13 protein-coding genes are annotated in these 12,796 nt (G+C 61.7%); 4 read left to right on the top strand and 9 right to left on the bottom strand.

The window, feature by feature from the left end:
* Positions 1-99 precede the first annotated feature (99 nt).
* Together ACTNDJ_RS02105 and ACTNDJ_RS02100 are read left to right on the top strand one after the other, a co-directional pair.
* The gene (locus tag ACTNDJ_RS02105) at positions 100-888 is read left to right on the top strand and encodes an ADP-ribosylglycohydrolase family protein (protein WP_441057777.1); all 789 of its coding nucleotides are present in this window, start codon (positions 100-102) and stop codon (positions 886-888) included.
* 35 nt (positions 889-923) lie between these two features.
* A complete protein-coding gene (locus ACTNDJ_RS02100; protein WP_441057780.1) occupies positions 924-1,145 on the top strand; it encodes a hypothetical protein in 222 nt (73 codons plus the stop codon).
* Positions 1,146-1,412: 267 nt separating this feature from the next.
* Here the strand turns inward: ACTNDJ_RS02100 and ACTNDJ_RS02095 are convergent, their stop codons facing one another.
* Entirely contained in the window at positions 1,413-2,750 is a 1,338-nt protein-coding gene (locus ACTNDJ_RS02095) for a hypothetical protein (protein WP_441057783.1), read from the bottom strand.
* A gap of 218 nt (positions 2,751-2,968) precedes the next feature.
* Here ACTNDJ_RS02095 and ACTNDJ_RS02090 point away from each other — a divergent pair, with 218 nt between their 5' ends.
* Positions 2,969-4,150, top strand: a complete 1,182-nt coding sequence (locus ACTNDJ_RS02090) for a cation diffusion facilitator family transporter (RefSeq protein ID WP_441057786.1) — start codon at positions 2,969-2,971, stop codon at positions 4,148-4,150.
* 110 nt (positions 4,151-4,260) lie between these two features.
* On the opposite strand, the gene ACTNDJ_RS02085 is transcribed toward ACTNDJ_RS02090, so the two are convergent.
* Positions 4,261-5,241, bottom strand: coding sequence for a hypothetical protein (locus ACTNDJ_RS02085; protein WP_441057789.1), 981 nt, complete (start codon positions 5,239-5,241; stop codon positions 4,261-4,263).
* A gap of 138 nt (positions 5,242-5,379) precedes the next feature.
* On the opposite strand from ACTNDJ_RS02085, the gene ACTNDJ_RS02080 reads away from it, so the two are divergent.
* On the top strand, positions 5,380-5,616 hold the full coding sequence (locus ACTNDJ_RS02080; protein ID WP_035137347.1) for a hypothetical protein: 237 nt from the start codon (positions 5,380-5,382) through the stop codon (positions 5,614-5,616).
* Positions 5,617-5,664: 48 nt separating this feature from the next.
* On the opposite strand, the gene ACTNDJ_RS02075 is transcribed toward ACTNDJ_RS02080, so the two are convergent.
* The 7 genes from ACTNDJ_RS02075 to ACTNDJ_RS02045 all read right to left on the bottom strand — a co-directional run bounded on the left by ACTNDJ_RS02075 (position 5,665) and on the right by ACTNDJ_RS02045 (position 12,710).
* Positions 5,665-5,964 (bottom strand): hypothetical protein, encoded by a 300-nt coding sequence (locus tag ACTNDJ_RS02075; protein WP_441057792.1) that lies wholly within the window; start codon positions 5,962-5,964, stop codon positions 5,665-5,667.
* 122 nt (positions 5,965-6,086) lie between these two features.
* Entirely contained in the window at positions 6,087-7,754 is a 1,668-nt protein-coding gene (locus ACTNDJ_RS02070; RefSeq protein WP_427794639.1) for a formate--tetrahydrofolate ligase, read from the bottom strand.
* Between the two features lie 144 nt (positions 7,755-7,898).
* Positions 7,899-8,966, bottom strand: coding sequence for a Holliday junction branch migration DNA helicase RuvB (ruvB, locus tag ACTNDJ_RS02065; protein WP_128620210.1), 1,068 nt, complete (start codon positions 8,964-8,966; stop codon positions 7,899-7,901).
* Complete coding sequence (gene ruvA, locus ACTNDJ_RS02060; protein ID WP_154515896.1) at positions 8,966-9,586, bottom strand: Holliday junction branch migration protein RuvA; 621 nt, start codon at positions 9,584-9,586, stop codon at positions 8,966-8,968. Before ruvA ends, ruvB begins: the two co-directional genes overlap by 1 nt.
* Positions 9,586-10,107, bottom strand: a complete 522-nt coding sequence (gene ruvC, locus ACTNDJ_RS02055; RefSeq protein ID WP_035137351.1) for a crossover junction endodeoxyribonuclease RuvC — start codon at positions 10,105-10,107, stop codon at positions 9,586-9,588. The genes ruvA and ruvC overlap by 1 nt, the downstream gene beginning before the upstream one ends.
* Positions 10,108-10,244: 137 nt before the next feature.
* Positions 10,245-12,230, bottom strand: coding sequence for a hypothetical protein (locus tag ACTNDJ_RS02050; RefSeq protein WP_441083254.1), 1,986 nt, complete (start codon positions 12,228-12,230; stop codon positions 10,245-10,247).
* A gap of 117 nt (positions 12,231-12,347) precedes the next feature.
* The gene (locus tag ACTNDJ_RS02045) at positions 12,348-12,710 is read right to left on the bottom strand and encodes a desulfoferrodoxin family protein (protein ID WP_154515902.1); all 363 of its coding nucleotides are present in this window, start codon (positions 12,708-12,710) and stop codon (positions 12,348-12,350) included.
* Positions 12,711-12,796: the final 86 nt, after the last annotated feature.

Genomic DNA, 12,796 nt, shown 5'->3' with positions numbered 1-12,796 from the left:
AGTTCTCTCGATTCGCTACGCACCGCGTCGCGAATCGAGCTGGACATATTGCCGCTGATTGCCGCGCATCTCCAATCCGAAGTGTAAGAGGAGTTTTCCATGACAGACAGACCGAAAACAACACTGCGCGACTGCATCTACGGACTTGCCGTCGGCGACGCGCTGGGCGTTCCATACGAGTTTATGCCTCGCGGCACGTTCGAATGCATGGACATGATCGGCTACGGCACGCATGGGCAACCCGCCGGCACCTGGAGCGACGACACATCTATGACGCTTGCTACCTGTGACTCGATTAGGGAGCTCGGACATATCGACACCGCGGACATGCGCGACAAGTTCGTAGACTGGATTGCCCGTGGCGAATATACGATCGACGGTGTTTTCGATTACGGCGGCACGACCGCCCGCGCCTTGCGTACCGGCAAAGGAGGCTCCGGAGAGCGCGACAACGGCAACGGTTCGCTCATGCGCATCGCGCCCCTGGCGTTTGTCGACGCGACGGACGAAGAGATCTGCGAGGTCTCCGCGATAACGCACGCTCACAGAACGTCAACTGAGTCATGCATCATATTTGTTGAGCTGATGAGAGACGTGCTGAGCGGCGCACTCCCCTCGTGGGCGCTGCAGCTGAAAAGCGCGCCCGAGCACGAAATCAGATCCGGCGGTTTCGTGCGCGACACACTTAAGGCAGCCACCTGGTGCTTCGTCAACACCAGCAGCTACGAAGACTGCGTGCTTGCCGCCGTCAACCTGGGCGACGACACCGACACCACCGCAGCCGTCGCAGGTGCCCTCGCCGGCACGGCATACGGTATCGAGGCCGTCCCGCAGGAATGGGTCGACACCCTGCGCGGTAAAGAGCTGATTGAGAACTGCTTGTTTTAGGGCGCGTCGGCAGCAGAAGCAAGCCAGGAGGCATCATGGAGAGGAAGATCGCGAATATCGCTGAGTTCCAAATGGACGAAAACGAGACCCCAATGCTCCCGGCGGGGCTGAGGGAGGAAGGAAACCTATACGTCCTCCCCGACGGGCGTTACCTCCCCTGCGGGGTCTACCGAACCGAAGGTGGCAGCTCACTCATTTATGAGCCATCCGGGCTCAGCTCCTTCGGGCAGATGCTTGCTCAATTCAATGAGCGCTAGAGGTTTGATTGCCCGTTAGATCGACACTGCTCCAAACCATGGGATGGGTAGCGAAGGGAGTCATAGAAAAGGGTCGGTTGCAGCCGGCCCTTTAGACATTAGCTCCTGCGTTGCCCGCGTCTCCGAAGTTTAAGCGCTGAGGAGCGGGTTCCGCGGCACACCTTGATTTTACCCGGTGGGGCGGCTCTTTTGCAGCCGTCCCACCGTTTATTTAGATCTACTACGACGGACAGCTCGCACTACTGCGTACTGTCCCGTACCACTCCCCTACTTACCAAATATCGCGCCAAACAAACCCTTGCGCTTGGACTTCTCTTCTCGGTAGGAGCCCTCGGCCACCGCTGCCGCCTGACGCGGCTGCTCGCCACCTCCACGGCGCACGATCTGGTACAGAAACGGCGATTTAACGTATTTGACCTCGATGGGCGTGGCGTGCACGGTGCTTTCGCTCGACAGCATCACGTTGGGATTGAGCGGTGCCACCACATGTGTCTCGCGCTTATCGCTAAACACCACCGCGGCCGCGCGGCCCGTCTGGCCGTTTACGGCAATGCGCACCTGCTCGCCTTCGCGGCTGTCCGTTGCCGGACGATCGACAAAGTAGACCGGCACCATCACCAGACCGTCCTTATGCTTGCGGGCCTTGTGCGCCCACGTGCGGATACTCTTTTTATTGAGCCCCAGCACCGCCTCGGCATCGTTGCCGGCAATGTCGAGCGCCAACTTATCAATGACCACCTGGTCCTTGGTAGACGCATCGACGGAGACAACGCGGAAGTCGCCTTCCTGCATGGCGGGATCGAACGGCCCAACCTTGGCAAAGTCCCACGGCTCCAAAATGCCCATAAGACGAACGTCCAGGTAGTTTGCCCGCGGATATGCCCAGTCGAGCACCTCGTAGTACACCAAGGTCTCCTTGCTCAGCCCCTTGCCCGGGAAGGACGCCATCATGCGCAAATCCGCGAGCGCCATGGGAAAGTAGAAGAGCATCATGTCGTTTTGGATCGCGTCTTCTACATCGTGACCGGCAAAGGCTTCCGCATACTGGCGCACCAGCTGCAGCGCGTTGGCACGTGCCTGCTGCGGCGAGATTTCACAGGGAATACCCTGCTCGGGTACATACTCCGCACCAACGCCCATGGTCAGGCGCTTGCTAAAGGTACCGGGCTTGAGTAGGTCTGCAACGCCGATCTTATTGCCGCAGGACGGGCATTCAAACACGCGCTGCGTGGACTCGCCTTCGAAGGATGCGCCACAGAAGGGGCACGGGATGCTCACGTGCGTGGCCTCCTGGAACTCCTGCGCCGTGCCGCGGTCCTCCCACAGTAGATGCTCCAGAACCGACTGGTTGCGCCAGTGCGCATGAAAGAAATACCAGTCGGGGTCCACCGGGCGCTCGAGCTGCGACACATGGGTGAGCTTAAGCAACCCATCGACAACCGTCAGCGGCGCATGGCGAATGCCCAGCGCGCTCTTGGGCTCCCCCGCATCGGCCTGCCACGGAACGACCGTGCCGCAATAGGCGCACTCAAAGCTGCGTTGAGCCTGGTGTGAGTACATGGGACCGCCGCAGTTTTGGCATTTAATGGCAAACATCTCGTCCATGGATACGTCCTCCTTTACGCAGGGGCTGTCGACATTAAGTATGTCGAGCAGGCAGGCACAAGCCCATACCCATGTGGCCCAAAATGGAGCACCCGGTCGGACAAGAAGCCCCGCTCGTTAGCTCCAGCAGACCATTGCTGCATTTTCTGAGCATCGGCGCACGGCGCGCCCATGCGAGCTACACTATCCCCTTAAACGAGGATGCGAGGAGGTACGCCATGCTATTTGTAAATCGGCTGGTACATACACTTGTTCCCGGCAGCAAGGGCGAGCCGGTCGATGCATCTTGTCGCACCAACGCGGGCTTTGCCGCAAGCCTCATCTGCATTGGCCTCAACATTACCCTGTGCTTGGCCAAGGGCATCGCGGGTCTGCTCGCCGGCTCTGTCTCACTTGTCGCCGACGCCTTTAATAACCTCTCCGACGCCTCGAGCAACATTGTGAGCTTGCTCGGGTTCCGCCTTGCCAGCCGCCCGGCAGACGAAGGCCACCCCTATGGCCACGGCCGTTACGAATACCTCGCCGGCTTGTTTGTCGCCGTCCTCGTTTGTGCCGTCGGCATCAACCTGGTGCTCGAGTCCATTACCAAGATCATCAAGCCCTCCCCCACCGCCTACACGCTGGTCTCCCTAGCAGCCCTCGTCTTGTCCATGCTCGTCAAATTATGGATGGCCGCATTCAACCGCGCGCTGGGCGACCGCATCGACTCGGAGACGCTCATCGCCACGGCGCAGGACTCCAAAAACGACGTCATCACCTCGGGCTCGGTCTTGGCGGCGGCGCTTATTTCGCAGACGACCGGCTTTGACCTCGATGGCTGGGCAGGCCTGGGTGTGGGCATCTTCATTTGCATCAGCGGCATGGGCCTGGTGCGCGACGCCATCAGCCCGCTGTTGGGACAAGCGCCCGACCCCAAGCTCGTCCAGGAAATCCGCGACAGGATCATGTCGTACCCCCAGGTCTTGGGCACACACGACCTCATGGTGCACGACTACGGCCCCGGCCGTCAGTTTGCCAGCGCACACGTGGAAATGCCCGGCGAGGGCGATGCCTTTGAGCACCACGAGATCCTGGACGCCATCGAACACGATATTAAACGCCAGATGGGCATCGACATCACGCTGCACTGCGACCCCATCGCCACCACCGGCGACGACCTGCGCGGCTGGGTCAAGCGTGGCGTCATACAGATCGATCCCGCGCTCTCCATCCATGACCTGCACGAGCACGATGGCTTTGTGTCATTTGACCTGGTGCGTCCCGACGGCTTTCGCATCTCCGACGACGAGCTGTTGGAGCGCGTAACGCATATCGTGCACGAGCGCAGGCCCGATGCATCATGCGTTGTCACGTTTGACTCGGGCTTTAGCTCGCCCGACCGTCCGGCAGAACAGCTGTAATCGACAGCAAAACGGGACGCAGGACCGCCGACCAACGCGCCCATGCGCCCGGTCACGCGATCCTACGTCCCGTTTTTGTTTGCACCGCTAAGGCTCTAGCCGCTCGGCCGCTAGTTTCCCTGCGCGCCCAAAATGCCGTTTTGCAGGGCATCCCAGGCGTTCGTTGCCATATCACCCAGATTCTGAGCAGTATCACCGAGGTTCTGGGCTGTGTCGCCCAGCTCTTGGGCCTTATCCCCAAGCTCCTGCGCCTTGTTGCTCAGGTCCTCCAGCGTGTTAGAGCTCGAGCTGTCCGTGGCGCCTTGATCAGCGGACGCATTGCCCGACGAGCCGTCCTTGCGCGAGAGCTGAATCTCAAGGTTGCCGTCACCGTTGTAGTAGGCAGATGTGACGACCCAGTTGGCATCGACGACGGGCGTCGAGCCGTCGTCGGTCAGGATCACAGCGTTCGAAAGGTCGGCCCCGCGCGACTTGAGGAGCTTCTTGGCGTTTGACCAGTACTGACCCGGGATATCGCTCAGGTCGACGGTGCCGGACTGGGCAGTCTCGGTCTGCTCGGCCGTGGTATCAGTCGTGGCGCCCCGCTTGTTGAGCATGCCCGACACAATGGCGAACACAACCGACAAGGCAAAGAAGATCGCCAGCACGATGAGGATCTTCTTAATCACGCTCGACGAACGCGAAGGCTTCTTCTCCTCGTCCTCGCCATACTGGGGGATGGACTTGGGATACTCACGATACGGCTCGCGCGCGTATCGGTCGTGCGACTCGTAGCGCGGCTGTGCCGTGCGCGGCATATACGTCGTCTGCTGGGGCTGCGGAATGGGATTTTGCGGCAGGTTGTTATAGGCATCTGCCGCCGCATTGCCATACGGGTCCGGCGTCGCGTTGCCATACGAGTCCTGCGGTGCATAATCAAACGGATCCCGTGGTGTATCGCCATAGCCCATAACTCGTGTGGGTTCGGCAGACATCTGTGTCGCATCGGGGACAGCATTGCCGGGATTCGGCACGATACGGGTCGTGTCGGCGCTACCGCCGGCCTGTGCGGAGCCATATCCGCTCATCACAGTCGTCTTGTCCTGGTCCATGCAACGATTCCTTTCCGTCGCCCGTAAGCATCAAGTTATCCATGCATTCTACCCGCGCAAAAGCCTATGATGGACAAAGCCCGCCGGTATCTACAAGACATGCGCGGCCGACGGTCACAAGCGAATCGAGGATATGTCATGGCAAAAAGCAAGCTCATCAAGGACACGACGCGTGCCGAGCGTGAGGAGATCATCAAGCTAGCGCTCGCTGGCTGCGGCAACGGCAGTTGCGACAACTGCGGAAGCTGCAGCTTGGGAGCCGGCGATCCATATGGCACCTACCAGCCCTACATTGACGGTGAGATGGAAATCGCCGATATCAACATGATGGTCGCCGAGCGCAACGCCAAACTCTTCGGCCTCCAGCGCGGCTAACGACCTCTTCTTGGGCTGTGAACCATAAAATGCGCCCATCTACTACGTTTAACCCAAGGGTACCAACATATCCTTGTTGAACTTGGCGACACCTATACCCTGGCCCTTTACCTGAGGATAGGTCCACGTAGCCGTGATCTGGCACGTGTCATCGGGGGACGGGTCCAGCGGGCCTTCGCCAACCGCAGCCGTAAAGTCAACATCCTGCGTAGCAGAGACGGCTTCGTAGCCCACCTGCGCACTGTCATCGTCCTTCGACTTCAGCTGCTCCAGCGTCGTGGCCACCGTTGCGATGGTGCTGGCCACGCTCTCCTCGGTGCTGGTAAGCACGGCGCTCAGCTCGGACACTTCACCTCATTGACCCAACAGCCACAAAATGATCCGTAATCCTTCCGTCCCCAAGGGATCAAAAAGCCCCGCCGGGCCTTGGTAGGCGCGGCGGGGCGGGCAAGCGGCTATGAGCAGCAGGCTTAGAACAGGCCGGTGATGTTGCCGTCGTTGTCGACGTCGATGTTCTCGGCCGCGGGAACCTTGGGTAGACCCGGCATGGTCAGAACGCTGCCGGTCAGCGCGACCACAAAGTGGGCACCGGCGGAAACCTTGAGCTCGCGCACGGTGATGCGGAAGCCCTCGGGTGCGCCCAGAGCCTTGGCGTTATCGCTAAAGCTGTACTGGGTCTTGGCGACGCACACCGGCAGGTTACCAAAGCCGTTCTCGCGCAGCTCGGCGAGCTGGCGCTTGGCAGCCGGCGTAAAGTCGACGCCATCGGCGCGGTAGACCTTGGTGGCAACGGCCTCCAGGGCGTCGGCCACATCGGCACCGTCCTCGTAGGCAAACTTGAGCTCGCTCGGCTGCTCAATCAGGCGCATGACCTCATCGGCCAGGTCGAGCGCACCCTCGCCGCCCTTAGCCCAAACCTCGGACAGCTTAACGTTGACGCCGAGCTTCTGGCACTCGGACTCGATGAGCGCAAGTTCGGCCTCGGTGTCCGTCGGGAAGCGGTTGATGGCGACCACGCAGGGAAGACCATAGACGTTCTGGATGTTGTCGACGTGGCGCAGCAGGTTGGGCATGCCGGCCTTAAGGGCCTCGAGGTTCTCGTCGTTGAGGTCGGCCTTGGCAACGCCGCCGTTGTACTTAAGCGCGCGGGCAGTGGCGACGACCACGACGGCGCTGGGACGAACGCCCGTCATGCGGCACTTGATGTCCAGGAACTTCTCGGCACCAAGGTCGGCGCCAAAGCCGGCCTCGGTAATCGCAACGTCGCCAAAACGCATGGCCATGCGGGTGGCCATGATGGAGTTGCAGCCGTGGGCGATATTGGCGAAGGGGCCGCCGTGGACAAACGCGGGCGTGCCCTCGAGCGTCTGCACCAGGTTGGGCTTGAGCGCATCCTTAAGCAGCGCGGCCATGGCGCCCTGAGCCTTGAGGTCGCGGGCGCGGACGGGCTCGCCGGCATAGCTGTAGCCGACGACGATCTCGCCCAAGCGCTCTTTGAGATCGTTGATACTCGTGGACAGGCACAGAATCGCCATGACCTCGGAGGCAACGGTGATATCGAAGCCGTCCTCGCGCGGCACGCCCTGGGCCTTGCCGCCAATGCCATCGATAACATGGCGCAGTTGACGGTCGTTCATGTCGACGACGCGCTTCCAGGTGATGCGCTTAACATCGATGCCGAGCTGGTTGCCCTGCTGAATATGGTTGTCGAGCATGGCGGCCAGCAGGTTGTTGGCGGCACCGATAGCGTGGAAGTCTCCGGTAAAGTGCAGGTTGATGTCCTCCATGGGGATGACCTGGGCCCAGCCGCCGCCGGCGGCACCGCCCTTTACGCCAAAGACGGGACCGAGCGAAGGTTCGCGCAGGGCCACGGCGCTCTTGACGCCGCGACGACGCAGGCCATCGGCCAGACCGATGGTCGTGGTGGTCTTGCCCTCGCCCGCAGGCGTGGGATTGATAGCGGTCACAAGGACAAGCTTGGCCTGGTGATCGGTCGGCTCGTTGAGCAGGGAATAGTCGACCTTAGCCTTGTCGAAGCCGTACGGAATCAGGTGCTTAACGTCGACGCCGGCGTTCTTGGCCACCTCGGTAATAGGTAGCGGCGTAACAGAACGTGCGATTTCGATGTCAGTAGGCATGGGCGGTCCTTTCGTTACCGGATGAGAAAAAGACCAATTCAGCATAGCACGGGCGCGCGATAGTAAAACGCCCATAACCGATGAACGGCGATATGTTTATCCAATGCCCAGCGATAGCCTACAGACCAGCCAAAACAAAGCGCCCTAAACGGTAGGTTCAATCCCCAAGTGCTCAAAGGTGCGCAGGGTTGCCTGGCGACCCTGCGGTGTGCGAATCATCAAGCCGCACTGCAACAGGTAGGGTTCGTAGACATCTTCGAGCGTACCCGGATCCTCGCCCACCGCGCTGGCAAGGGTCGTCAGGCCCACGGCACGGCCGGAGAACGTCTTGGCGAGCGTCTCCAAGATGCGAATGTCCATCCAGTCCAGACCAAGCTCATCAATCTCAAAGAACTCGAGCGCCTGACGGCAGATATCAAGCTCAATAGGACCGTTGCCGCGCACCTGGGCGTAATCGCGCACGCGCTTGAGCAAGCGGTTGGCAAGACGTGGCGTGCCACGCGAGCGTGAGCCGATCTCGAGCGCGCTCGGATGGTCTATTGTCACGCCCAAAATGGTTGCCGAGCGCGTCACAATCTGGGCAAGCTCCTCGACCGTGTAGTAGTCCAGGCGATACGAAATACCAAAACGGTCGCGCAGCGGGCCGGTCAGCATACCCGAGCGGGTCGTTGCCGCCACCAGCGTAAACTTGGGGATATCCAGGCGAATCGAGCGCGCCGCCGGACCTTTGCCAATCACGATATCGAGCGCAAAGTCCTCCATCGCGGGATACAGGACTTCCTCGACCGAACGGTTGAGGCGGTGGATCTCGTCGATAAACAGCACGTCACCCGGCTGCAAGTTGGTAAGGATGGCCGCCAGGTCGCCGGTGCGCGCGATGGCTGGGCCACTCGTCGTCTTAATCTGAGCGCCCAGCTCGTTGGCGATAACGGTGGCCAGCGTGGTCTTGCCCAGACCCGGAGGGCCCGAGAAGATCACGTGGTCGAGCGTCTCGCCACGGCTCTGCGCCGCCTCGATCAGCACGCGAAGGCTCTGCTTGATATGCTCCTGACCGCAGTAGTCGTCCAGGCGCTGGGGACGCAGGGTACGGTCGACATCGAGGTCCTCGGGCGTTAGCTCCGAGCCCACCATGCGCTCACCGTGCGCCATGGATGCCGCCGGCGAGCTGCCGGGCGTCGCCCACAGGTCCTGAGAGTCATCGGCTTCCCACATCACGCATCCATTCCGAGTCGCTTAAGCGCCGCGCCGAGCAGATCCTCGACACGCATATCCTGCCCATCATACCCGCTCAGAGCGACATCGGCCTCCTGCGGGCTAAAGCCCATGGAAAGGAGTGCCGCGCGGGCATCATCGATGGCCGAGGGAGCGGCAGCGGGCACGGGCATCGCAACCTGTCCGGGAATCACGTCGACCGGCACAAAGCCCTTATCCTTGGCAAAGGTACTCTTGAGCTCCAGAATGAGGCGCTGAGCTGTCTTTTTACCCACACCGGGCACCTTAGCCATGCCCTTGTCGTCCTCGGCCATCACCAGCGAATACAGCTGCCCTACGGTATAGGTGGAAAGCACGGCGAGCGCCAAGCGCGGGCCAACGCCCGAGACGGACACGAGCCGGTCGAACATTGTGCGCTCATCCTTTGAGGAAAATCCGAAAAGTGTCATGGCGTCCTCGCGCACCTGCATGCGCGTGTAGAGGCGGACCTCGCCGCCGGGCGTCGGCAACGTGGCCGCAGTGCTGCCCGAGATGCCGAGCTCAAAGCCCACGCCCGACACATCGACGACAGCAGAGCTCATCGTGGCCTCGACAAGCGTTCCGTGGAGCTGGGAGATCATCAGTATCCGGTTCCTCTCTGTTGATAGAACTCGCCGCCGGTAAGCGCGCGGGTGCGGCTGAGGTTAACGTGACAGATGGCGCAGGCCAGGGCATCGGCGGCATGGTCGGGGTGCGGGTCGTGATCGAGCTGCGTAAGCGTGCGCACCATGTAGGCGACCTGTCGCTTATCTGCGGCGCCGGTGCCCACAACAGCCTGCTTAATCTGCATAGGCGTGTATTCGCCAATCTCGAGCGCGCACTCCGAAAGCGCCACAAGCGCAGCGCCGCGGGCATGCGCCGTGGGGATGGCCGAACGAACGTTGGCGCCAAAGTAGATGCTCTCGATAGCAGCGGTATCGGGACGATAGCGTTCGACAACGCCCTTGAGGTCGCGGGCGATATGCGACAGGCGCACCGCGAGCGGGCTGCCCGCACTGGTCTCGATGCAGCCATAGGCACGACAGCGAACCTCGCCACGTCTCTCCTCGATAATCCCCCACCCCGTATGGGCCAAACCAGGGTCGATACCCAAGATAACCAAGCCAACCTCCCCTCGCCACAAGCGCAGCGCAAGGCAAGGCCCCACGCACTATTCACGAACGTCTGTTCTAGAATAACACAACAGGGCCAAGATGCTTAGTTAAAGCATCGGGGTTGGGAGCGAATCCTATCCCCAGTTTAGTTCTGCGAGAAAAAAGGAAACTGACGGGGATCCACCGGCGGATGTGGCATCGGCGTGCCCTGGGGCCCGCCCTGCGGTCCGCCCTGGCCGCCCATCATCCTTTCGATGGCGTCCTGGACCTCGCCCTCGAACTTTTTCATTCCCTCGTGCAAACGACGCTGACCGTCCTCAGAGCGCAGCTCCTCCATCTGCTCGGGCGAAATACCCAACAGCTCACCCAACAGACCCATCATCTCACCGCGCATGCGATCGCCCGTATCGCTATCGGCAAAGCGGCGCACTTCGGCGCGCGCCAGTGAATCAACCGTCATGCGCTCCTTGCCGTTGAGCCCCAAATCGGACCACGCAAGCATGTACGGCCAAGCGCGCTCGGCAAACGAACGGGCCGAAACGATCGGCGCCGTCGGCAACATGCGACGGGCAGCCTCACCCTGTCGAACGAGCATCAGCAGCAGCGAGCAGGCCTCAGGCTTGCCAGCGGCCATCGGGATGTCGTCGAAAGATCGATTGCGGTCCACGTGCGCCTCGAGCGCGCCATCGACCTCACCCGGCTCAAGCCCGCCGAGCAGCTGTGCCGCGCGGTCGAGCATATCGACCGGACCGTCGAGCGTCGAGAGCGCCTGCGCCAGCACTCGCTCCATACAATCTTCCACCGCGTTGAGCGTCACGAGCTCTTGGGGCACCACGGCAGACGTGCGGTTGCGCACGCGCGCCACAAACTCAAGCGTCGACAGGTACACATCGCCAAAGGGCGCAAAGTCGCCCTGGTAGCCGCCGGACAGTGCGGGCGCCGCTAGCGCGTACTCGGTCTTGGAGAGCGGGCTCAACGCCATGGCGCCCAGCTCGAGCGCCGTGTCCTCCAACATCAGGTCCAGCGCACGCGAGCGCAGACGCTCGGCATCGCCCGCCGACACGTCGCGATCGAGCACACGCGCCGCATCCGGTGCATCGCGCTCGACGGTGCGAATGTGCAGGCGCTCGGCAATCGCGCGGACGGCGGCACAGCGGGCAGCCTCGGCCTCTTCCTGAGCCGGCGTAAAGATACGGTTGCGACCCAGCACAAGGCCAATCACATTACGCGGGCCCAGAGCGTCAACGGCAAGTGCCGCCAGCAGGGACGACGGCAAGTCACCCTCGAGTGCCACCACAGCACGCGACGCGCCGCGAGCGCGGGCGTTGTCGCGCACGGCGAGCACCAACGCCTGCCACAGCCACGCCTCGGAACGAAACTCGGGCAGTTCGTGATCTTCCAGGGCATCGAGCATCACGCCGCGCTGAATCTCCTGAACCAGCAGGCTCTCCTCAAAACACGGCGCCTGGGCCACCACGCGACCGAAGTCGTCGAGCACAAACGAACCGCCGGTATACACCGACTCGTCGTACGCACCGACCGGCGCCATGCAGGCAAACCACACGCTGCGCTTAGACGCGATCTTGCGGTAGGCACCGCTGCGAACGGCGGCGATGGCGGCAGTCTCGCGGTCGGTCATGTCAAACGCGTTGAATTGGAAATACGCAATGAGGTCAACACCGGTCGGCAACATCTCGAGTTCGCGGTCCAAGTCAAAAATCACGGCGATGCGCACGCCGTCCACGTCGAACACCGGCGGCGCCCAACGCGTGTCGTTGTTCTCGCCACGCTGCAGGGCAATGCTCGATCGCGCCGGCACCACACGACCGTCCTTGAGCATCATGTAGTCGAGCAGCGGCTGGCCCTCAAACGAAACGGCCGCGGGCACGATGCAGATCATATCGAGCTCTTGGATACGCTCGGCAACACCGGTCAGGCCTGTCAGCATGTCGTGCTCAAAGTCGGCAGTACCCACCAGACCGCCGGGCAGAGCACCCATAAAGAGCGGAGCCGGGACGCACAGCACGCGCGCCCCGCGCTCGTGGGCCAGACGAGCCTGGTCCTCGATGCGACCGCAAATGCCCTCAATATCACCCAGGCGCATATCGATCTGTGCAAGCGCGAGCTTCATGGCCCAGCCCTTTCCGTCGTAAACCATCGAAACCGTAGTAAAAGCGCCGGCCGCATAATGCAGCCGGCGCTTGCATGTGCATATGCTAGCTATGATACCCCGAGCGGGGGCGCGCTCCTAGAACGTCGCGGACCACAGCCCATGCAGGTTGCAGTAGGCATAGACGGTACCGGTCTTGGAGCCGCCAGCGAAAAACGTCGCGGGCTTCATGCCGGGCTCAAGGTAATGGACCTCCAAGCGGCCCTCGGCCTCAAGCGCGATCCACTCGATGTAGTGCTCGGGCAGCATGGGGTGCTCCGTCGAGCCCACGCGCGCACGAATGACGTGGCCATCGCGCTCGATCTCGACAACAGGCACGTGCTTCTCGTGCGCCGCGTCCTCGGTGTTTGCCGTCAGCTCCGTGCAGCCGGCAGGGGTCGCAACGTCGTCGCCAAGAGCGGCAACGAGCTTGCCGTCGGAGTCTTTAAAGAATTTCGCCATGATGTTCTCCTTTGCTGATGTGCCAATGTTCTCAATGGTTCTTATGCCCAAAGAGCGCCGAACCATCCATGGCATTGCAAATGAAC

The organism is Collinsella sp. HCP3S3_D1 (genome assembly GCF_052064015.1).
Taxonomy (GTDB): Bacteria; Actinomycetota; Coriobacteriia; order Coriobacteriales; family Coriobacteriaceae; genus Collinsella.
Note: the sequence above shows the minus strand (reverse complement) of the source record. Positions and strands in the feature narration are given on the sequence as shown.